Below are 22,521 nucleotides of genomic sequence, written 5' to 3' on the forward strand. Positions count from 1 at the left end.
CTCGGCGGGATGTGGCACGTCCGAATCGGGAAGGTCGAGCATGCCGTCCACTCTTACTGGCATACCCACTGAATTTGATGTCGTCGTCATCGGAGGCGGGCCGGCCGGCGCCACCACCGGCGGACTTCTCGCGAAGCGCGGACACAAGGTACTCATTCTCGACCGAGAGCGTTTTCCGCGCTACCACGTCGGCGAATCACTTATCCCGGTGGTGATGGCCCCCATGGAGGAAATGGGGTTGACCGAGCGCCTGGAGCAGCGCGGATTCGAGCGCAAGAACGGCGGAACGTTCGTCTGGGGAAGCGAGCAGGCGGCCTGGGACTTCTCCTTCGTCGACGGCGGCGACTACCCGTTCGCCTACCACACCCGGCGCGCCGACCTGGACTCGGTGATCCTGGACCGGGCGCGGGAGCTGGGGGCGTACGTCGTCGAGGACGCCACGGTGAAGGAGCCCGTCGAGGAGGACGACCGGGTCACGGGTGTCCGCTTCACCGTGCGCGGCGGCAAGGAGACGTACGAGGTCAGGTCCTCCATGGTGGTGGACGCTTCGGGGCAGGCGCGCGTCCTCACCCGCAAGTACTCGGAGATCCACTGGCACGACAAGCTCCGCAACGTCGCCGTGTGGACGTACTTCGACAACTGCGAACGGCTGCCCGGCGACCAGTACACCAACATCCTGATCGAGGGCATCGAGAACGGCTGGTTCTGGGGGATCCCGCTCGACAAGGGGACGGTCAGCGTCGGCTTCGTGACGCCGAGCACGGTCGCCGGCGAGAGCGACCAGGGGCTCGAACAGCTCTTCCGCGACGAGGTCGAGAAGACCACGATGCTCAAGCACATGCTGCGCGACGCGCGTCAGTCGGCCGGTTTCCGCAGCGCCCGGGACTGGTCGTACACGAACCAGACCGTCTACGGGAAGGGCTGGGCCGCCGTCGGTGACTCGGCCGCGTTCGTCGACCCCCTGATCTCGACCGGTGTCGCTCTGGCGACGACCGCCGGCAGCATCCTGTCCCGGGTCATCGACAAGGTCCTCCAGTACCCGGAGATCGAGGAGGTGGCACTCAAGCGCTACGCCACCGCCTACCTCAGCTTCTTCAACGAGGTCCGGTCCTTCGTGGAGCGCTTCTACGACCGGTCGCTGAAAAAGGAGGAGTACCACAAGCTGGCCCAGTCGATCATCGACCCGGAGGGGAAGAACACGCCGGCGAACGACTTCGTCACGCTCCTGGCCGGCCTGCGCGGCAAGCACCTCGCCCTGGACATCACCGTCGACGACCTCGTCCCGGAGTCCCGGTCCGCCGCCGCGAAGAACTGAACCGACCCGCCGAACGCCGAAGAAGGGAAGACCTGGTGCACGGCAAGAACTCCGCCTCCGCGGCGAATGACCGGTACGACGTGGTGATCCTCGGCAGTGGCATGGCCGGGGGCATGCTGGGCGCGGTACTCGCCCGCAACGGGGTGAAGACCCTCATCCTTGACGCGGGCACCCACCCGCGCTTCGCGGTGGGCGAGTCGACCATCCCGTACACCTCGGGCATGGCTCGGCTCATCGCGAAGCGTTACGACGTCCCCGAGCTGAAGGCGCTGTCGAACTACAAGGGGACCATCGAGGAGATCTCCCCCAACTGCGGCCAGAAGCAGAACTTCGGCTTCGTCTACCACCGCGAGGGCCAGAAGCAGAATCCGCAGGAGATCAACCAGTTGGTGGTCCCGGTCGACCTGCGCACGGAGACCCACCTGTTCCGTCAGGACGTCGACGCGCACCTGTTCCACGTCGCGATCACGTACGGCGCCGACGCACGGCTCGCGACCCGGGTCACCGAGATCGACATCGACCCGGACGAGGGCGCGGTCCTGCGCACGGAACACGGCGAGGAGTTCCGCGCCTCGTACGTGGTCGACGGCAGCGGCTTCCGCTCGCCCCTCGCGGAGAAGTTCGACCTGCGCGAGACGCCCACCCGGGCACGGACCCACTCGCGCTGTCTGTTCACGCACATGATCGGGGTGAAGCCCTTCGACGCGTCGCCCACCGCGCAGCAGCACGACCAGCCCAGCCCGTGGCACCACGGCACCCTGCACCACGTCTTCGACGGCGGCTGGCTCTGGGTGATCCCGTTCGACAACCACGACGCGGCCCGCAACCCGCTGTGCAGCGTCGGCCTCACCCTGGACCCGCGGAAGTACCCGAAGACGGACACGCCCCCGGAGCGCGAGTTCCAGGACTTCCTCGCCCGGTTCCCGGAGATCGCCTGGCAGTTCGAGGGCGCGAAGGCGGTCCGCCCGTGGGTCTCCACCGGCCGGCTCCAGTACTCGGCCAAGACGGTCGTCGGCGACCGCTACTGCCTGACGTCCCACGCCGCCGGGTTCATCGACGCGCTGTACTCGCGCGGCCTGGCGAACACGCTGGAGCTGGTCAACGCGCTGGGCTGGCGGCTCATCGCCGCCTCCCGCGACGGTGACTGGTCCAAGGAGCGGTTCGCCCACGTGGAGGCCCTCCAGCAGGGACTGTTCGACTTCCACGACGACCTGGTCTACAGCTCGTTCGTCGGCTTCGGCCACTACGAGCTGTGGAACGCCGTCAACCGGACCTGGATGCTCGGGACGATGAGCGGCAACATGATGGTCGAGGACGCCTACTACCGGTTCAGCGAGACCGGCGACCCCGACGTCTTCCTGGAGGCCGAGCGGTCCGGGAACCCGGGGTCCCCCCTCCCGATCAGCGAGACCTACGTCCGCATGGGCGAGCTGACCCGTGAACTGTGCGAGGCGGTCGAGGCAGGGACCGTCGAGCCGGGCGTCGCCGCCGCGCGCATCCACGAGTACATCCAGAAGGAAGTGGACTTCATCGCGCACGCCGACAAGTTCGGGCTGCCGGAGAACCGTTGCTTCAACATGACGCGGGAACGGATGGAGGCGGCCGAGGAGTGGTCGCGCACCCAGGCCCCCCCGGAGATCGGCAAGCGCATGCTCAACGCCGCCCGGGGCATGGAGCTGGCCAAGGAGGCGGAGACGGGAGTCGGGCACTACTGATCCGGATCCGCTGAACCGGCCCACCGGCGCGGGCCTCCCGGACCCCCGGAGCGGGACTCCGCCCCCCGGCACCTCTCCGCCGAACGACCTCGTGGAACCGCCCCCACCCCGCGAGGTCGGCCGGCAGCCGGGTCCGCGCCGGCGGATCCGTACCGCGAAGCCATGTGGCCAGGGCCCTCCCTGTCCGCATCCACCGTGACCGAGGCGAGTGAGGACCCATGTCGCACCAACGGTACGAAGCCGATCCGCGCCGTCTGTTCGCCGGATTCCCCACGGGTGTCTCGGTCGTGACGGCGCAGGCCCCGGACGGCACCCCCTGGGGAATGACGTGCACGTCCCTGTGCAGCGTCGCTCTCGACCCGCCCACCCTGCTCGTCTGTCTACGGGACGGCAGTCCCACGCTCGGCGCGGTGCAGGAGAGCGGGTCGCTGTCGGTCAACCTCCTCCACCAGCACGCGCGGTCCACCGCCGAGCTGTTCGGCTCGGGGGCCGCGGACCGGTTCGACCGGGTGCCGTGGGTGCCGGCCGGGCAGGGCGGCCCGCATCTGACCGAGGCCGCGCACACGATCGCCGACTGCACGGTCACCGCCGAACAGGCCGTCGGCGACCACACGGTGGTGATGGCCCGCGTCACGCTGGTCACCTCCCTGCGCCGGCCGATCCCCCTGCTGTACGGCATGCGCCGGTACGGGTCCTGGGCGGAGGACATGGAGAACGCCTTCCTGTCGTACGACTTCATCTCCTGACGACCGCGGCGGAGGGAACGGCAGACCATGGACGTGCCCGTGATCGATCCGTATCCGATGCCCGGTCCGGACCAGCTCGTCGAGAGCAGGGTCGACTGGACCGCGGACCCAGAGCGATCCGCTCTGCTCGTCCTGAACATGCAGGGCTTCTTCCTCCGGCCGTACACCCGCGCCGCGCCGCCGCTCGACACCCTGCTGGCCAACTGCTCAACGCTGCTGCGGACGTGTCGCGGGCTGCGCGTGCCGGTCGTCCACACAGTCCAGCCCGGCACCCAGGCGCCGGGCGAGCGCGGGCTGCTCACGGACTTCTGGGGCAAGGGCCTCGACGACGTCCTGGAGGACGCGGCCATCGTGCGCGAGCTGGCCCCGGACGCGAGCGGCGCCGTGCTGTCCGCCTGGCGCTACAGCGCCTTCTTCGGCTCGGGCCTGGCGCGGCGGCTGCGCGAACTGGGCCGCGACCAGCTCGTGATCTGCGGCGTGTACGCGCACCTGAGCTGTGTCACCACGGCGGTGGACGCCTTCAGCCACAACCTGGAGGTCTTCCTCGCGGCCGACGCGGTCGCGGACTTCAGCTCCCACGAGCACCGGGCGGCGCTCGCCTGGGCGGCGAGCTGCTGCGCCGCCGTGAAGCCCACCGCGCGGCTCACGGCGGAGCTGCTGCACGCCTCCCGAGCGCACGGGGGGTGAGGGGCCGGCCCGACGGCGATTGCGCGGCAGGTGGGCCCCTCCGCTTTCGCTCGACAAGGACATTGCGCGAAGCTACTATTTTTACATGTACAAAAACTCGGCACGAGAGGAACGGGCCGTAAGCCCCGGAGGGGTCCTGTGGACCGTGTCCATCGCCCAGCTCATGGTCTCGCTCGATGTCTCGGTGGTGAACGTCGCTCTGCCGTCGATGCAGACGGCACTAGGCTTCGACGAGTCGGGACTGTCCTGGGTGGTCAACGCCTACACCCTCACCTTCGGCGGACTGCTGCTCCTGGGCGGACGGGCCGCTGACAGGTTCGGCCGCAGACCATTGCTCCTGATCGGTCTCGCGCTCTTCGGCATCACCTCGCTCCTGGGCGGTCTCGCGCAGGGGCCGGGCCAGCTGATCGCCGCGCGCGCCGTGCAGGGCGTGGGCGCGGCACTGATCGCCCCGGCCGCGCTCGCGGTCCTGACGACGAGTTTCCCGGCCGGGCCGCAGCGCGGCAGAGCCCTCGGTGTGTACAGCGCCGTCACGGCCGGCGGTGCCGCCGTCGGCGTGGTGGTGGGCGGTCTGCTCACGGAGTACATCAACTGGCGGTGGGTCATGCTGGTGAACGTCCCGATGGCGCTCATCGGCATGTGGCTCGCGCATCGTCACGTGGCGGCGGCCGGTGCGGGCGACACCGCGCGCAAGCTCGACGTGGTCGGTGCGGTCCTGGCCACCCTGGGCACCTCGCTGCTGGTCTTCACACTGGTCAGGACCGAGACCGAGGCATGGGGATCGACGAGCACCATCGGCGGTCTGATCGTCTCGGCGGTTCTGCTGACCGGATTCTTCGTCTACGAGGGCACCGCCGCCCGGGAACCGCTGCTGCGGCTGCGCATGCTCACCAACCGCTCGGTGGCCGGCGCGAACCTGTACATGATGATGGTCTCCATCACGATCTTCACCTCCTTCTACTTCGTCTCCCTCTACCTCCAGCAGGTCCTCGGGTTCGGTGCGCTGAGCGCCGGCCTGGCGTTCCTGCCGTTCTGCCTCGGCCTCGTCGTGGGGTCGCTGTACGCGGTGAAGCTGCTCGCCCGGTTCTCGGCCCGGCAGCTGCTCATCGTGGGCGGGATCATCGGCGCCGCCGGAATGTACTGGTTCAGCCTCATCAGGCCCGACGGCACCTTCCCGGTCGACGTCCTCGGGCCGTCCCTGCTTACCAGCTTCGGCATCGGACCGCTCCTCGTCCCCATCGCCAACGCGGCGACCGCGGGGGTCGCGCCGAACGAGGCCGGCATGGCATCGGGTCTGCTCAACAGCGCGCGCCAGCTCGGCGGCAGCATCGGCCTGGCCGCGATGAGCACGGTCGCGGCCGCCGCCACCTCCGACGCCCCCGGGTCGGACTCCGCCCGGTCACGGCTCACCGACGGGTACGGCACGGTGTTCGCGTCCAACAGCGGCCTGCTGATCTTCGCCGTCCTCGTCGCCGTGTTCCTCCTCCCCCGCGTCAGCCCGAGCCCCAAGCCGGGCCCGGCGCCGGCCCGCGAGGAGGCCGGACCCGGGCCCCGTCCGGCCGTACGGACGCAGGAGGGGACTCCGGCGGAACGGGGCTGACGCCATCGACCTCACCCACCCACCACCCCGACCGGCCGCGAACGGGAACCCCCGTGCGGCCGGTCCTTCATGTGCGGGGCCTCGCGGACGCTCGGCGCCCTCGACTCCCCCCACCCCGCCACTCCCGCACCCCGCGCACCGCGCGCCCCGGCACCGTCCCCACCGCAGGCATTTCAGCATCTCCCCACCCCCTCGCACCCCCGCACCGCAGACACCTCAGCACCTCGCGCATCCCCCGCACCGCAGACACCTCAGCACCTCGCGCATCCCCCGCACCGCAGACACCTCAGCATCTCCCGCAGCGCAGACACCTCGCGCACTCCCCGCTCCCGCACGCCCCGCCGCTCCTCGCAGCGCGCCGGCCTCGGGGAGAGAACGTCCAGCACTCCTTCAGAGCACTCCGCGCAGACTGGAGCCGTCACGGCCCGAGGAGGTGCACACGGATGGTGCTGGTCGAACGGGAGCCCCAACTCGTTCAGCTGTCCGACCTGTTGGAGAACTGTCTGCGCGGTGCCGGCAGCGTCGCCGTCCTCCGGGGCCCGGTGGCCGTCGGCAAGACGGAACTGCTGCACACCTTCGCGGAGCGGGTGGCGGGTGCCCGAGTGCGCTTCCTCGGCGCCGCCGCCTCCCCGACAGAACGGCAGCTGCCCTTCGGCCTCCTCAGCCAGCTCCTGCACGGCGTCGACGCCGGGTACGCCCGACGGGCCGAGGCCGTCATGGGCGGCGGAGCCGGTACGGACAGCACGGTCGGCCCCGAGGTCCTGGAGGGTGTCTCCCGGATCTTCCTCGACATGAGCGACGAGGAGCCGCTGCTCATCGGGGTCGACGACATCTACCACGCGGACGTCGACTCGCTCCAGTGCCTGCTCTTCCTCGCCCGGCGGCTGCGCCGGTCGCGCATCATGCTGGTCCTCGCCGACCAGGACCGCTCCGGCTCCCGGCACGCGGATCTGCGTACCGAGTTGTCCCGCCATCCGTACTGCACGCAGATCCGGCTCGCCCCGCTCACCTGCGACGGTGTCGCGGCACTGCTCGCGCACGACCTCGACGCGCACGTGGCGCACAGTCTCGCCGCGGGCGCGTTCACCGTCACCGGCGGCAATCCCCTGCTCGTGAGAGCGCTGGCCGAGGACTGGGAGGCGTCCACCCGGTCGGCGGGAAAGGAGCCGCCCACCGGCCTGGTGGTGGGTGACCGCTTCACCGAACGGGCCGTGAGCTGCCTGCACCGTCTCGAACCCGACGCACTGGCCGTGGCTCGAGCCGTCGCCGTGGTCGGGGAGACGCACCGTGCCGAGTTCATCGCCCGGCTCGGCGGAGTCGGCGCGATCGAGGCCCGCGCGCACGTCGAACTGCTCGACGGGTCGGGGCTGCTGCACCGGGGCCGCTACCGGCACCGGGCCGTCCGGGACGCCGTCCTCAGGGACTTCGGGGCAGCCGGGCGCATCGCGTGGCATCGGCGCGCCGCCGCGATGCTGCACGCCGAGGGCGGTCGTTCCACCTCGATCGCCCACCAGCTGATCGCCGCCGGGGAGACCCACGAACCATGGGCGCCGGCCGTGCTCCGGGAATCCGCCGCCAGCGCCACCGCCAGCGGCGAGGTCGACTTCGCCCTCGACTGCCTCGAACTGGCCCACTCCCTCGCCGACGACGAGCAGCAGCGCGCCGTGAGCCGTGCGGTGCTCGCCGAGGCCGAGTGGCGCATCGAGCCCGCACGCGCGGTGCGCCATCTCGGCCCGCTCGGGGACGCGGTGAACCGGGGCCTGCTCACGACACGTCAGTCCCTCGCGGTGCTCGAGTACCTCCTGTGGCACGGCCGGGTGGACGAGGCGGCCACCGCGCTCGACCGGCTCGCCGCGACGGCGACCGGGCGGGAGGCGGCGGAGCTGGGGGCGGTGCGCGCCTGTCTGGAGCTGTGCTATCCCGGCCAGCGCCGCCGCGCGGGCACCGGTGCCGCAGCTCCGGCCTCCGCGCACGTCGATCCGCGCGTTGCCTCCTCCCTCGTCGGCACCGTGCTCACGGCGGTGCGGGGCGATGTGGCGGTGTCGGGCGACCACCTCTGGCAGGGCCTGCGCACCGACGAACCGCTCTCCCGCATCTGCCTGGGCCTGCTCGCGCTGGCCAGGCCGGAGCGCCTGGCGACGGTGGCACCGTGGTGCCTGCCGATGCTCACGGACGCGGCGGGCCACGACGGCCCGGACTGGCAAGGCCTGTGCACGGCGGCGCGCGCCGACGCGGCGCTGCTCCGGGGTGACCTGCGGGCCGCCGCCGAGTTCGGGTCGGCGGCCCTGGACGAGACCTCCGGGGCGAGTTGGGGAGTGCTGGCCGGCGCGCCGCTGTCCTGTCTGCTCGTCACCGCGGTGGAGACGGGGCGTTACGAGGACGCCGCCGCGTATCTGAACATGCCGACGCCGGCCGCGATGCTCGAGACGCCGTTCGGCCTGCGGTACCTGCGAGCACGCGGGCAGTACCACCTGGCGGTGGGCCGGCCGTACGCGGCCTTGAGCGACTTCAGGACCTGCGGCCGGCTCCTGCGCGACTGGGACACCGAAGGCCCCCGGCAGCTGCCGTGGCGGATCGACGCCGCCCAGGCCCTGGTGCACCTCGACCGCCGGGTCGAGGCGCGCGGGCTCCTGGAGGAGCAGCTCGACGGCCTTCCCGCCGATGACGAGCGCACCCTCGGCCGCGCGCTGCGGCATCTGGCCGCGACCCTGGAGACGCACGAGCGGCCGCCGCTGCTCAGCGACGCCGTCGAGGCCTCGCAGGCGGCGGGTGACCGGGTGGGGTACGCCCACGCCCTCGCCGACCTCGGCGGCGCCTACGCCGCGACCGGCGACTCACGGCGAGCCAGACCGACCCTGCGCCGGGCCTGGCGGGCTGCGCGGGAGTGCCACGCGGAGCGCCTCGCCAGGTCCCTGCAACCAGGTCTCGCGGGGGTGCCGTCGACCGGGGCCGCCTCCGGGGGACCCCGCCTCGGCGGCGACCGCGCGGAGGAACTCAGCGCCGCCGAACGCCGGGTCGGGGGTCTGGCCGCGCAGGGGTGCAGCAACCGCCAGATAGCGCAGCGGCTGTGCATCACCGTGAGCACCGTCGAGCAGCATCTGACGCAGGTCTACCGAAAGCTCCAGGTGCGCAGCCGCACCGATCTTCCGGTTTTCCTGGAGAAACCGGAAAACACGACGCGAGCGGACCCCTTACGCACCGAGACTTATTCGGATTCGGCCCCCTATTCCCCCTAGAGGGCACGGTGACTGCCTTCACAGAAGGAGGGGTATCCGCAGCCCCGAATGGTTCGACTAGGCTGAATCCGCGACTCTTTCACGGGTCATCGAGAGCCTTTCCACCGACATGAGCGAGGGGCAGCCAAAATGATCCTCCGTGAAAACACGAAGCCCTGGGCGCAAACACGGATCGGACCGACCGTTCTCGGTGTCGGGACCGCGACCCCGGATTCCTCCTATTCCCAGCAGGATCTCCTGGACATGTACGGGATCCAGGACAGCCGGATCCGTTCGGTGTTTCTCAACAGTGCGATAGACCGACGTTTCCTGAACGTTCCGCCCTACGGTGACGACGGCCGGCCGCAGAGGGAGACCCAGGGCGAACTGCTCGCCAAGCACAAGGCTCGGGGCACCGAGATGGGCGCCCGTGCGCTCCAGTCCTGCCTCAAGCGTATCGAGGCCGCGGTCAGCGACATCGGTTATCTGGTCTGCGTGACCTCGACGGGCCTGCTGACCCCCGGTTTCAGCGCGCTGCTCATCCGGGAGTTGGGCATCCCCACCGACTGCGGCCGTCTCGACATCGTCGGCATGGGCTGCAACGCCGGTCTCAACGCGCTCAACGCGACCACCGGCTGGGCCTCGGCCAATCCGGGGAAGATCGCCATGATGGTGTGCATCGAGGTGTGCTCGGCGGCGTACGTCTTCGACGGCACCATGCGCACCTCCGTCGTCAACAGCCTCTTCGGCGACGGCTCCGCGGCGATCGCCGTCGCGCACGACCCGCAGAAGTCCGGCCCGCAGGTGCTGAAGTACGCCAGCTGCATCGTCCCCGACGCCGTCGACGCCATGCGCTACGACTGGGACGAGGAGCAGGGCAGGTTCAGCTTCTACCTGGACCGCGAGGTGCCCTACGTGGTCGGCGCGCACGCCGAGCGGGTCGTCTCCGACCTGCTCAACGGGACCGGGCTGCGGCGCAGTCAGATCGCGCACTGGCTGGTGCACTCCGGAGGCAAGAAGGTCATCGACTCAGTGTCGGTCAACCTCGGCCTCACCCGGCACGACGTGCGGCACACCACCGACGTGCTGCGCGACTACGGCAACCTCTCCAGCGGCTCCTTCCTGTTCTCGTACGAGCGGCAGCTGCGGGAAGGCGTGACGCGCCCCGGCGACTACGGCGTCCTCATGACGATGGGCCCCGGTTCGACGCTCGAGACGGCGCTCGTCCGCTACTGAACGGCTCCCCGCGCCGGACCCCTTGTCCCGTTGTCCCGCCTTTCCCTTCCACACCGACGATCAGGACTCAGACATGTCTTCCTCGGACCTCGCCCAGGCCCCGTCCCCGCACACCCTCGACATCGAGAGCGACCGCCCGCTGTGCCCCCTGCTGGTCGCCGACGTCAACGCGTTCTGCGACCGCCTGGAGGACACGGGGGGTACGACGAGCGCCGTGATACGGCTGTCCGGCACGGGCCCGGCGCAGAACTGGCCGGGCGATGTCGGCATCGATGTGGTGAGCCGCTGGGAGAAGGCGCTGCGGCGGCTCGAACAGGGCCGGTTCGCCAAGATCGTGACCGTCGAGGGAGTGTGCAGCGGTCCCGCGCTCGACGTGCTCCTCACCGCCGACCACCGGATCGGCGCGCCGGGGCTGCGGATCGCCGTGCCGGTGAACAACGACGGTGTCTGGGCGGGGATGGCCCTGCACCGCCTCACCAACCAGCTCGGCGGCCTGCACGCCCGCCGGCTCGTCCTGTTCGGCGCCGAGCTGTCCGAACAGCGGGCCCTGGCCATGGGACTGATCGACCAGACCACCAAGGACCCGGCCGCCGTCGCCGCGCGGCTGGCGGAGCGCTTCGCCCGGCTGGACCCCGCCGAGCTGGCGATCCGTCGGCAACTGGTCATGGAGGCCGGTGTGACCGCCTTCGAGGAGGCACTGGGCAAGCATCTCGCCGCCTGCGACCGGACGTTGCGCCGGACAAGGGGTGAGTTCGCGGGCGCCCGCGGCAACGCGTGATGAGCGGCACGGAAGGAGGGGGGAACATGACGACACAGCCCATGGCGGACGCGGAGCGGTGGTCCGCGCGCACACCGGTCCTCGGTGGCTCCCTGCTGGCCGACGCCAACGCCCTGATGACCTACACGGCCGAGGCCGAGAAGCTGCTCGCCGAACTCCCGGCCAAGTCGGGGCGGGATCCCGGTCAGCAGCAGCTCGCCGCCGAGGTGATAGCCGACCAACGGCGTCTGCGCAGCGCGTTCCTGGAGCTGCACGCCGAGCGGGTCTACCGGGAACTGACCGGGGGCCTGCGGGAACAGCGCTCGCTGTCCGAGCTGGTGCTGGCCGCGTCCGAGGCCTTTCCCGGCCTCACGCCGACCGAGGCGCAGATGGCGGCGGAGCGCGAGTGTGCGACGCAGGCCGACAAGGACGGGCGGGAGATCGACCAGGGCATCTTCTTCCACTGGGTGCTGCGCTCGCCGCAGGCGGGTCCCCACCTGATGCGGGCCCTGCTGCGGCCCACCCGGCGCGCCCGGTCGCTGCTGGGCGAGTTCGACCGGACGGGAAGCCTCGAACTGGGCACCGTACGGCTGGAGAGGGTCGACCGGGCGGCTCACCTCACGTTGTGCAACGGCCGGTTCCTCAACGCCGAGGACGACCAGCTCGTGGACGACCTGGAGACGGCCGTCGACCTCGCCCTGCTCGACGACCGCGTGAAGGTGGGGGTGCTGCGCGGCGGGAAGATGACCCATCCGCGCTACCAGGGCCGGCGGGTCTTCTGCGCCGGGATCAACCTGGTCGATCTGCACCACGGCCGGATCTCGTTCGTGGACTTCCTGCTCCGCCGTGAACTCGGCTACCTCCACAAGCTGATCCGCGGCGTCCGCGTCGACGACGCCTGGCCCCGGCCGCTGGTGGAGAAGCCGTGGGTGGCCGCGGTCGACAGCTTCGCGATCGGCGGCGGCATGCAGATGCTGTTCGCCGTCGATCACGTCATCGCCGCCGCCGACTCCTACTTCAGCCTTCCGGCGGCCCAGGAGGGCATCGTGCCGGGTATGGCCAACCTCCGGCTGACCGCGCTCGCGGGCGGGCGGCTGTCGCGGCAGGTCATCCTGTCCGGCCGCAAACTCTGGGCGCGCGAGCCCGAGGCGGGGGCCGTCTGCGACGAGGTGGTCGACCCCAAGCTGATGGACGCGAGCGTCGAGGCGGCGGTCGCCCGGCTGGCGTGCCCGGCGGTGGTCCCGAACCGCCACATGATCAATCTCGCCGAGGAACCGATGGACCGTCTGCGCGCCTACGCCGCCGAGTTCGCCCTCGAACAGGCGCTGCGGCTGTACAGCGCCGACGTCATCGACAAGGTGGACCGGTTCAGCGCCGGCGCCTCCGCGGAGCGGCGGACGGGAAGCGGCTCGTGAGGCCCGTCGACGCGATGCTGGAGGTGCTGCGCGACGAAGGCGTGACACGGGTCTTCGGCAACCCGGGCACGACAGAACTCCCCTTCGTCGAGGCGGTCACGGCGGCCCCTGACCTCCAGTACGTCCTGGGGGTGCAGGAGGCCTCCGTGGTGGCGATGGCCGACGGGTACGCCCGCGCCACCGGCCGGCCCGCCTTCGTCAGCCTGCACATCGCCGCCGGGCTGGCCAACGGCATGGTCGGTCTGCTCAACGCCGGCCGGTCGCGTACGCCGCTGGTGGTGACCGCCGGGCAGCAGGACCGCCGCCACCTGGCACAGGACCCCATGCTCTCCGGCGACCTCGTGGGGATCGCCCGCGCGGCGGTCAAGCACACCTTCGACGTCCAGCACGCCCATGACCTGCCGGGCATGCTGCGCCGGGCCTTCGCGCTGGCCGTCCAACCACCGGCGGGCCCGGTCTTCCTCTCGATCCCGATGGATCTCCTGGAGGAGGAGACGCCCGTCGCCCCGCCCGCGCCGAGGTCCCAGCTCGGCGGACTCGGCGCCGCCGCCGCGTGGCCGGAGGCCGCCGAGCGGCTCGCCGCCGCGAAGCGACCGCTGATCGTCGCGGGCGACGGGGTGGGCCGCGACGGCGCCGTGGCCGAGTTGGTGGCGGTCGCCGAGGCCATCGGGGCGACCGTCTTCCACCAGCCGATGCACGACGGCGTGGACTTCCCCACCGTGCACCCGCTCTACGCGGGCATGCTCGACGCCCGCTACTCGGCGATCCGGACCGCTCTCGAAGGCCACGACGTGGTGCTCATCGCCGGCACCCGGGCGTTCATGGCCCACCACTACGAGCCCGGTTCGCCGATTCCCGCGGGCACCGCCGTCATCCAGCTCGACGACGACCCGGCCGAACCGGGGCGGACCTTCCCCGTTGCGCTCGGTCTGGTCGGCGGGATCCGGGCCACGCTCGCGGCGCTCGCTTCGCAGCTCGCCGGAAAGGTGCCGGAGGCGCCGTCGCGCACCGAGGAGCTCGGCCGAACGCACGAGGCCGCCCGTGTCCAGGTGCGCAGGCGCGCGCTGGCCGGCTACGGCGATGCCCCGATGGACCCGCTGGCCGCGGTGCACGCCGTCGTCTCAGGGCTTCCGGCGGACTCCGTCGTGGTGGAGGAGGCGATCACCAGCGGGCTGCTGCTGCGCAGTGTGCTGCCGCTGGAGCGGCCCCGTTCCTATGTCCACACGGTGGGCGGCGGGCTGGGCTCCGGCATCGGCGCCGCTATCGGTTCCCGGATGGGGGACCCCAGCCGCCCGGTGGTCGCCGTGCTCGGCGACGGCTGCACCCTGTTCGGACTCCAGGGGTTGTGGAGCGCCGCGCACTACCGGGTCCCGGTCACCTTCGTGGTGATGAACAACGGCGAGTACCGCACCCTGAAGGAGACGGCCGCCCGACGGCGACGGAGCCGGGCCGCCCGCCGCGGCGCCGGCGGCCCGGCGTTCACCGCGCCGCGGCTCGATCTGACGCCCGCCACACACTTCCTGGGCCTCGGGGACGGAGCGGGCGGCCCGGACGGCCTCGATCTCGCGCCGCCGGAACTGGACTTCACCCGCGTCGCCGAGTTCTTCGGCATCACCGCGGTACGGGCCCGCTCGACGGACCACCTCGCCGAGGCCGTGGCGCGGGCCGCCGCGGGGGCGGAGCCCGTCCTCATCGACGTCCCCGTCACGAGCCACGCCGACGGCGTCTGACCGGCGCGCGGACGCATGCCAAGACAACAGCAGCACGTCAGGAGGAAGCCATGACAAGCCTGGTCGACACGGTCGGACTCGCCGGGACGGTGTTCAGCGACGGCTGGCGGCCCGCATCCGACGCTGCCGTCGTCGAGGTGCTCGAACCGGCGACCGGCAAGGCGCTCGCCCAGGTCGGTGTCGCCGACGCCGCGGACGTCGCTCGCGCCGCCGCCGGGGCGGCGCGGGCGCAGCCGACGTGGGGCGCCCTGCCCGCCGCCGCCCGTGCGGCGGTACTGCGGCGCGCGGCGGCCGTGCTGGAGGACCACCGTGCCGAGGTCGCCCAGTGGCTGATCCGCGAGGGCGGTGCGGTACGGGCCAAGGCCGAGACCGAGATCGCGGACACGGTGGAGGAACTCCTCCAGGCGGCGGCGTTGCCCACCCAGCCGCACGGACAGGTGCTGCCCGGTGCGCCGGGCCGGTCGAGCGAGGCCCGCAGGGTGCCGCTGGGCGTGGTCGGGGTGATCAGCCCGTGGAACGTGCCGCTGCTGCTCGCCCTGCGTTCGGTGGCCCCGGCGCTCGCCCTGGGCAACGCCGTCATCCTCAAGCCGGACGTCCGTACGCCGGTCTCGGGCGGCCTGGTCGTGGCGCGTCTCTTCGAGGAGGCGGGGCTCCCGGAGGGGGTCCTGCACGTGCTGCCGGGCGACGCGGTCGCGGGCGGCGCGCTGACGGCCGACCCGACCGTGGCGATGGTGTCGTTCACCGGCTCGACGGCGGTCGGCCGGGAGGTGGGAGGGGTGGCGGGGCGCGCCCTGAAGCGGGTCTCGCTGGAGCTGGGCGGCAACAACGCGCTGATCGTCCTGGACGACGCCGGCCTGGCAGCGGCCGCGGCGGCGGGAGCCTTCGCGTCCTTCTTCCACCAGGGCCAGATCTGCATGGCGGCGGGGCGGCACATCGTGCACGCGTCGGTCGCCGAGGAGTACGTGCGCCGGCTGGTCGAGGAAGCCCGGCGGCTCACCGTCGGCGATCCGTGGACCGACGGGGTCGACCTGGGTCCGATGATCGACGCCGGTCAACTGCGGCGCACGCACCGGATCGTCCGCGACAGCGTCGCGGCCGGCGCGGAACCGCGGTGCGGCGCCGAACCGGACGGACCGTTCTACCCGCCGACCGTCCTCACCGGGGTGACCCGGAGGATGCCCGCGTTCACCGAAGAGATCTTCGGTCCGGTGGCACCGGTCGTCGTCGTCCGGGACGACGACGAGGCGGTCGCCGTCGCCAACGACACCGAGTACGGCCTGGTGGCCGCGGTGCGGACGGGTTCGGTCGAGCGAGGCCGACGTCTGGCCGACCGGCTGCGGACGGGCATGATCCACATCAACGACCAGACCGTCAACCACCAGGCGGTGGTGCCCTTCGGCGGCTTCGGCGCCTCCGGCAACGGCGCCCGGCACGGGGCGCCGTTCGCCTGGGACTCGTACACCCAGTGGCAGTGGATCACGGCCCGGAGCGACGAGCCGGCCTGACTCCGTGCCGGTGTGACGGAGGCTCCGCGCGACCGCTGAGACGACGTCACACGGCCTCCGGGGCCACGCGTCCGGGAGACAACGACGAGGCCGCGGCCCACCGGGCCGCGGCCTCGTCGTCCTCGCCGCTCGTACGGTGCCGGGGCGCGACCGCGGGTCCGAGGCCCGTGAGGACGACGTCCCCGTCCGGGTTCCGCCGTCCGGCGAAGCCGGAACGCAGGAGAGACCCTCCGCGGCCGGGGACGAAGCCGTCGCCGATGACGTCGAAGGGCAGGGTCCGCCCCTGGGCGCACACCTCCCCCGCCTGCCCGGCGCGGAGGTTCTCGCCCAGGGCGCCGCGCACGGTCAGCCGTACGCCGGGCGCCGCCCCCACCACCTGGCTCGCACCGCAGGACGCGTCCTGTCCGGCGGGATGCGTGCTCACTGCCCAGGGCAACACGCTCCCGCCGGGCGCGAACTCGGCGCGCAGTACCGTGTCGGGCAGGATGCCGACGTGCCGGGCCGCCAGTTGTGGGGTGCAGGGGGCGCCCACGAGAAGGACCATCCGGGGCCGCGGGGGGCGGGGTTCCCGCGCCAGGGCGTCGAGTACGCGCGTGTACTCCTCCGGTTCGTACACCGCGACGCCCCCGTCGGGGCCCGTGACGGGTTCGCCCGGCCGCGCGTGCAGCGTGCTGCCGGATCCGAAAGCCCACCACATCGCGGACAGGGTGGCCGGCCCCGTGGGATGTTCGGTGACGGTGACCGTCTGGCCGGCGGGTCCGGTCTGCTCGGACCTGGCGGCCATCGCCAGGTGCCAGGCCCGATGGTCCACGAGGTGTCCCGAACTCCACGCCCCGCCCTCCCCGGCCGTCAGCAGATAGGCGGGCTCGGCGGGTGCGGAGCGCGGCAGCGCCCGGTCCGTGGGGCGTGCTCCGAGCCGTTTCCACAGCTCGGGGTCGTCGAGGACGAACCGCCGCCGCCGTCTGTCGTGCCGCCACACCTCCTGGGTGCCGCTGGTGCACAGCACCGTGCCGGCACCGCTGACGACGGCGATCCGGCGGGCCCGCGAGGTGGGGAGGCCGCGGGGCACCGGGACGCACACCCCGCCCGCCTTCATGACCGCCAGGTGGGCGACGAGCGTCCGCCGGTGGTCGTCGCCGTGCACGACGACCGGGTCCCCCAGCTGTACGTCGGCCCTTAGCAGCGCCGTGGCGAGCTGGGCGGAGAGGAGGTCGGCCTTGCCGTAGGAGAGCATGTGCGGCCCCTCGCGCACCACGACGGCGCGCGGGTGCCGCCGGGCGGCCCGGGTGAAGAGTCCGTCGAGTGTCCGGACCGACCCGGCCGGGTGATCCTGACGGCGGATGCCGGGCCGGACGGGCTCCCGGAGTTCGGCCGAGGGCATGTCTGCGTCTCCTTCTGGTCCTTGTCCTGCTTTCGCTACACGGCGGGGGTGACGGAGGAGGAGCGGTCCGGCTGCTCGGGTGCGGACTCCGGCACGGTCACGGGCTTCGCGTACGTCCGGGTCAGCAGGGGGCCGGTCATCGCCGTGGTCACCAGCGCCATGACGACCAGGAGGGAGTACAGCCCGCCGTCGAGCAGCCCTGCCTGGAGTCCGACGCCGAGGATGACCAGCTCGGTGAGACCGCGGGTGTTCATCAGCGCGGCGAGCGCCGTGGCGGCCCTGGGAGGCAGCCCGGTGCTCCGGGCGCCCAGGTACGTCCCGCCGAACTTGCCGAGCACGGCGACCAGCAGGACGGCGGCCAGTTCGGTGACCCTCGTCCAGCCGAACTCCCGGAGATCCACCTTGAGTCCGGCCACGACGAAGTAGACGGGCAGGAGGACGGCGGTCACGGTGCGGGTGCGCTGCATGAGGTCGACGCGCAGCCGATCGGCGCCCTCGCTCGGCATGATCAGGCCGAAGAGAAAGGCACCGAAGATGTAGTGCATGCCCATGGCCTCGGTCGCCGCGCCGCACAGGAGGGCACCGATCAGCACGAGCGGGTACCACCAGGACGGCGCGGGCCCGCGGCCGTCGCCCCCACCGGTGCGGTGGCGCAGCCAGGGGCGCACGACCAGGACCAGCACCAGGATGAACGGGATCATGAGGGCCACCCGCCAGTGGGCACCGCCGCTTCCGATCGCGGCCTGCACCCCTGCCAGGGCGGTCCAGGCCACCATGTCGACGAGGGCCGCCGAAGCCAGCGCGATCCCGCCGAGCGTGGTGCTGCTGAGGTGCCGGTCGGAGAGGATCCTCGCCAGTACCGGGAAGGCCGTCACGGACACGGCCAGGCCGATGAAGACGATGAAGGCGGCCTTCTGGTCGGTCTCGTGGTTGCGCAGCAGGAAGAAGCCGAGTCCGGTGCCGAGCACGAACGGCACCGCCGTCGATCCGAGTGTGACGACCGCGGCCATCCGCCCTCGGCCGCGCAGCGCCTGGCGTTCGATCTCCAGACCCACACCGAACATGAACAGGGTGACGCCGACGTCGGCCATCGCGCTCAGCAGCGGCCGTATCCCTTGGGGGAAGAGGGCGTCGGAGACCGCCCCGTCGAGGAGCGTCGGGCCCAGGAGGACGCCGGCGAGGATCTCGCCCACCACGGGTGGCTGTCCGATCCTGGTGGCGAGGTGCCCGAGTCCCTGGGCCAGCACGAGGATGAACGCGAGGTCGAAGAGGAGTAAGGCCACCTGATTGCTGCTCATGGCGACCACTCTCCTTCAGCCACCTACAGATGCTCTGAACGGTCTCTAATGCCCGCCGCGCCCCCACCCCCGGGCGCCCTGACGGGGTGCGGACATGCGTGTGTCCCGTGACCCGGGGGGCGTCACGGGACACACGGATCCGCCGGCCCCCGAAGGGCGTCCGTGGGCCCGCGGCGGACGGGCACGCGGCGCCGGACGCGGTACGGCTTCCGACGCGGTGCGGCGCCGGACGCGGTGCGGCGCCGGACGGAGGAACGTCCGCACACCGGCTGTGTGCGGACGTTCCGGCAGCGCGGCGGCGCGTCCCGGCCCGCGGCGAGCCCATCGGAGGACGGGACAGCGCTCAGGCGACCGAGGCGGTCGCCTGGAGCAGACGGGCGACGGCCGCGCTGCGGTGGGTCAGCGGCTCGCGCTCGGCGCACTCGGCCGCGTAGAGCCGCATCAGCTCGTGGAAGCGGTACTCGTCCCGGCCGGCCTCGACGAGCAGGTGGCGGCGCGCCAGCAGCCGCAGCGTGCCGGCCGCCTCCGGCTCGGTGGTGCCGGTCAGGTCGGCCGCGGCCGACACCGTGATCAGCCCGTCGCCGAAGAGACCGAGGAGCCGGAACATCCTCGCCGCCTCGGGGGGCAGCGCCTGGTACGACGTCTCGAACAGGCCGTGCAGACTGCTCGAGGTGTCACCTCCCGACGCCAGCCGGTCGAGTCGGCCGTGCTCCTCGGCGAAGCGCTCGACCAGGGACGCCAAGGGCACGTCCTGGTTGGCGGCCAGCGTCTCGGCCATCATGCGCAGTGCGAGGGGCCGTCCGCCGGACAGTCCCACCAGCCGTCTGGCCACGGCCTCCTGACGTCGCAGCCGGTCCCCGCTCAGACAGCGCAGCAGTGCCAGGGCGTCCTGGGTGCCGAGCGGGTCGAGCCGGAGCAGATGCGCGCCGTCGCGGACGGCGAGGCCGCCCAGGCGCCGCCTGCCGGTGCTGAGCACGCAGGAGGAGCCGCCGGGGATCAGCGGCCGTAACTGGTCGGCGCTGAGCACGTCGTCGAGCATCACGAGGACGCGCTTGCCGTGCAGCAGGCTCCGGTACAGCGTCGCGCGGCTCGCCTGGTCCGCGGGGATGCGGGCCTCGTCGACCCCGAGGCTGCGCAGCACCTGACGCAGGGCGTCGCAGGCGCTCAGCGAACGGCCCTCCATGCTCGTGCCGCGCAGATCGACGTAGAGCTGCCCGTCCGGGAACCGCTCCGACAGCCGGTGGGCCAGTTCGAGCACGAAGGCCGTTTTGCCCACCCCCGCCGGACCGTCGATGACGACGATGGGGGTGGAGGCCCCTCTGCCGTCGTTCTCGGTGAGCAGCCGTGTCAGTTGTTCCAGCTCCCGGGAGCGCCCGACGAACCCCCTGGCCACCGGCGGAAGTTGGGCGGGCCTGGGCGTTTCGGCGAGCACCATGCGGGTCGTGGCGGGCTCCGGGGCGCCCGCGGCGGTGACCGTGACGGTGCCCGTGCTGTCGGCCGCGCCCGCGCTGACGAGGCTGCCGGTCAGGATCTGCTGGTGCAGCGTGCGCAGTTCGGCGCTGGGATCGATGCCGAGTTCGTGCCGCAGCAGCCGCCGGGTCTCGGAGTAGACCTCCAGGGCATGCGCCTGGCGTCCGCAGCGGTACAGCGCCGTCATCAGCAGCCAGCGCAGCTTCTCGCGCAGCGGCTCCTCGGCGACGGCCCCGAGCAGCACGGTGACCGCCTCGACCGGGCGGTCCGCCGCCAGCATGTCGGCGGCCCACTCCTCGACGGCCGTGAGACGGATGTCCTGGAGCCTGGTCCGTTCCATCGCCGCGAACGGTCCGGGAACGCCGGAGTGCGCCTCCCCGTGCCACAGGGACAGCGCGGACTCGGCGGTCTCCAGCGCCTCCTGAAGCCTGCCCTCCGCCCGTGCGCGGCGCGCCTGGGCGTGGCGGCGGGCGAAGAGCGTGGCGTCGACCGCCTCGGGATCGGTCCGCAGCGTGTAGCCGCCGGCGGTCGAGATCAGCAGTTCACCACTCTCCCGCCTGCTGCGCTCGGGCTCGAGGATCCGGCGGAGTCCGGCCACGTAGGTGTGCACGCCGTTGGCCGCCGTCTGCGGGATGTCTCCGCCCCACACCGCGTCGATGATGTGGTCGACGTTCACCACGTCGTTCGCCCGGCCGGCGAGCAACGCGAACACGGCTCGCTGCTTGGGTGGGCCGAGGACGACTTCTCTTCCGTGCCGCCAGGCACGCACCGGGCCCAGCAGTTGTACTGCCAAGGGCTCCCCCGTTATCGGCATTGCCCTGTCGCCTCCTGAGATCGTGGTCACGGTCGACGGACCGTTTCTGCCAGTGCTTCAGACGTACAGACGCTTCTCGGGCGCTTCGTCCGGCCCCACAGCTGCGCACTCGGCCGCGAGCGTCACGAGAGAGCCGGCCACACACCTCAGTTTCTCCCTGGTCTCCTCCAGTTCCCTCTCTGGCACGGACTGTTCGACGATGCCCGCGCCGGCCTGGAGCCAGGTCTCGCCGTTTTGGCGGAAGACGCTGCGAAGGGCGAGCGCGGCGTCCATGGAGCCGTCCTGTGACACGGTCATCACGGTGCCCGCGTAGAGGCCCCGGTGCCGCGGCTCGACGGCGGAGATGGCGTCGTACGCCGGGTGCTTGGGCACGCCCGAGGCGGTGACGGCGGGGAAGACGGCGGCGAAGGCGTCCCAGGGGCCGGCCTCCCGCGCCATCCGGCCCACGACCCTGGAGGCCAGGTGCTGCACGGAACCCCGTTCCTTGATCACCATGTACTCCTGGACGACCACCGTCTCCGGCTTGCAGGGTCCGGCGAGTTCGTCGACCGCGACCTTCACCGAGATGGCGTGCTCGTGGAGTTCCTTCGGGTCGGCGAGGAGGTTCTCGCGCAGCCGCCGGTCCTCGTCGGCGTCGCCCGTCAGGGCCCGGGTACCGGCCAGCGGCTGGCTGGAGACGGCGCCGTCGGGCTCGACCTCCACGACGGTCTCCGGGCTGAAGCCCAGCGCCTGGAGGCCTCCCATGTGCAGCAGGTAGGAACGCGCGGGGGTGTTGGCGCGGCGTCCGGCGAGATAGCTCGCCGGGAAGTCGATGTCGGAGGTGACGGGGACCGTCCGGGAGACCACGGCCTTCTGGAGTCTTCCGGCGCGTATGCGGTCCACGACGGTGGTCACGGAGGCCCGGTAGGCGTCGGCCCCGGCCTCGATGTCCACGACGACGGGCCGGTGCCCGGTGAGCGCTTCCGGCTCCAGGCCGGTCAGGGTCTTCTCGACGAGGGCCGTCTCCTGCGGGTCCAGACCGCGCACGTGGGCCTGGTTCCCGGACAGGCGGATCTCCGTTCGGGGAACGACGAGATGGAGCAGGACGTCGTTGCCGACCGGGCGGCCGGCGACTGCGTAGGCGAGTTCGAAGGCACTCCAGCCGTACGCCCGCCAGTCGGCCACTTCCAAGCCGTCGAGGAACTCACGGACCTGCGTCAACGGATCGCCCCGCCAGGGGCGTTCGACGGTGGTGCCGTCCTTCGTACATCGCACGGTGTCCGGTCTCAGTATGACCTCGGCCGCCACCCCGCCTGCCACCGACCAGCCGTCTGCCGACTCGTACACGACATAGGTGGAGAACAGGCCCGACGCGGCGAGACCCGTTGCCGCGACCAGCGGTTCGACACCAATGGGTACGGTATTTGTCTGGTACGGGAAAACCACGGTTCTTCCTCCTTGAAGCCAACGACCGAAATGACCACTACAAGGGCGGAAAGCGCTCGGCCGTTCTCCACAGGAGAGAATCAGGAGGATATTGCAACCGGGTTACTGGAAAGCATCACCAGGCGGTGCGGCCGGTGGTCACCGGCCGATCAGTGCAGCCCAAAGGGGAAATCTGGGCATGCCGAAACCCGCGAAGCCTTCCTCCCACACAG

15 protein-coding genes are annotated in these 22,521 nt (G+C 71.8%); 11 read left to right on the forward strand and 4 right to left on the reverse strand.

Annotated elements, in window-relative coordinates; all coding sequences use genetic code 11:
- Positions 1-40: 40 nt before the first annotated feature.
- The 11 genes from ACZ5Y0_RS24285 to ACZ5Y0_RS24335 all read left to right on the forward strand — a co-directional run bounded on the left by ACZ5Y0_RS24285 (position 41) and on the right by ACZ5Y0_RS24335 (position 15,921).
- Positions 41-1,315 carry an NAD(P)/FAD-dependent oxidoreductase gene (locus tag ACZ5Y0_RS24285; RefSeq protein WP_252550939.1) on the forward strand — a complete coding sequence of 425 codons (1,275 nt, stop codon included), beginning with the start codon at positions 41-43 and terminating at the stop codon, positions 1,313-1,315.
- Between the two features lie 35 nt (positions 1,316-1,350).
- A complete protein-coding gene (locus ACZ5Y0_RS24290) occupies positions 1,351-3,030 on the forward strand; it encodes an NAD(P)/FAD-dependent oxidoreductase (protein ID WP_469130781.1) in 1,680 nt (559 codons plus the stop codon).
- A 218-nt stretch (positions 3,031-3,248) separates the two neighbouring features.
- On the forward strand, positions 3,249-3,776 hold the full coding sequence (locus ACZ5Y0_RS24295; protein WP_252550936.1) for a flavin reductase family protein: 528 nt from the start codon (positions 3,249-3,251) through the stop codon (positions 3,774-3,776).
- Between the two features lie 27 nt (positions 3,777-3,803).
- Positions 3,804-4,463 (forward strand): isochorismatase family protein, encoded by a 660-nt coding sequence (locus ACZ5Y0_RS24300; RefSeq protein WP_469130782.1) that lies wholly within the window; start codon positions 3,804-3,806, stop codon positions 4,461-4,463.
- A gap of 85 nt (positions 4,464-4,548) precedes the next feature.
- A complete protein-coding gene (locus ACZ5Y0_RS24305; protein WP_469130783.1) occupies positions 4,549-6,063 on the forward strand; it encodes an MFS transporter in 1,515 nt (504 codons plus the stop codon).
- Between the two features lie 443 nt (positions 6,064-6,506).
- The gene (locus ACZ5Y0_RS24310; protein WP_469130784.1) at positions 6,507-9,299 is read left to right on the forward strand and encodes a helix-turn-helix transcriptional regulator; all 2,793 of its coding nucleotides are present in this window, start codon (positions 6,507-6,509) and stop codon (positions 9,297-9,299) included.
- A gap of 129 nt (positions 9,300-9,428) precedes the next feature.
- Entirely contained in the window at positions 9,429-10,514 is a 1,086-nt protein-coding gene (gene dpgA / locus ACZ5Y0_RS24315; protein WP_469130785.1) for a 3,5-dihydroxyphenylacetyl-CoA synthase DpgA, read from the forward strand.
- Between the two features lie 73 nt (positions 10,515-10,587).
- Positions 10,588-11,292, forward strand: coding sequence for an enoyl-CoA-hydratase DpgB (dpgB, locus tag ACZ5Y0_RS24320; RefSeq protein ID WP_469130786.1), 705 nt, complete (start codon positions 10,588-10,590; stop codon positions 11,290-11,292).
- A gap of 26 nt (positions 11,293-11,318) precedes the next feature.
- The gene (dpgC, locus tag ACZ5Y0_RS24325; RefSeq protein WP_469130787.1) at positions 11,319-12,686 is read left to right on the forward strand and encodes a (3,5-dihydroxyphenyl)acetyl-CoA 1,2-dioxygenase DpgC; all 1,368 of its coding nucleotides are present in this window, start codon (positions 11,319-11,321) and stop codon (positions 12,684-12,686) included.
- Positions 12,683-14,416, forward strand: a complete 1,734-nt coding sequence (locus tag ACZ5Y0_RS24330; RefSeq protein WP_469130788.1) for a thiamine pyrophosphate-binding protein — start codon at positions 12,683-12,685, stop codon at positions 14,414-14,416. The genes dpgC and ACZ5Y0_RS24330 overlap by 4 nt, the downstream gene beginning before the upstream one ends.
- Positions 14,417-14,466: 50 nt before the next feature.
- Entirely contained in the window at positions 14,467-15,921 is a 1,455-nt protein-coding gene (locus ACZ5Y0_RS24335) for an aldehyde dehydrogenase family protein (RefSeq protein ID WP_469130789.1), read from the forward strand.
- Positions 15,922-15,967: 46 nt separating this feature from the next.
- Here the strand turns inward: ACZ5Y0_RS24335 and ACZ5Y0_RS24340 are convergent, their stop codons facing one another.
- The 4 genes from ACZ5Y0_RS24340 to ACZ5Y0_RS24355 all read right to left on the reverse strand — a co-directional run bounded on the left by ACZ5Y0_RS24340 (position 15,968) and on the right by ACZ5Y0_RS24355 (position 22,309).
- A complete protein-coding gene (locus ACZ5Y0_RS24340) occupies positions 15,968-17,302 on the reverse strand; it encodes an AMP-binding protein (protein WP_469130790.1) in 1,335 nt (444 codons plus the stop codon).
- 35 nt (positions 17,303-17,337) lie between these two features.
- Positions 17,338-18,600 (reverse strand): cation:proton antiporter domain-containing protein, encoded by a 1,263-nt coding sequence (locus tag ACZ5Y0_RS24345; protein ID WP_469130791.1) that lies wholly within the window; start codon positions 18,598-18,600, stop codon positions 17,338-17,340.
- A gap of 343 nt (positions 18,601-18,943) precedes the next feature.
- Complete coding sequence (locus ACZ5Y0_RS24350; RefSeq protein WP_469130792.1) at positions 18,944-20,863, reverse strand: AfsR/SARP family transcriptional regulator; 1,920 nt, start codon at positions 20,861-20,863, stop codon at positions 18,944-18,946.
- Between the two features lie 78 nt (positions 20,864-20,941).
- Positions 20,942-22,309, reverse strand: a complete 1,368-nt coding sequence (locus ACZ5Y0_RS24355) for a salicylate synthase (RefSeq protein ID WP_469130793.1) — start codon at positions 22,307-22,309, stop codon at positions 20,942-20,944.
- Positions 22,310-22,521 lie beyond the last annotated feature (212 nt).

The sequence above is a fragment of the Streptomyces sp. NPDC033216 genome, from assembly GCF_055577115.1.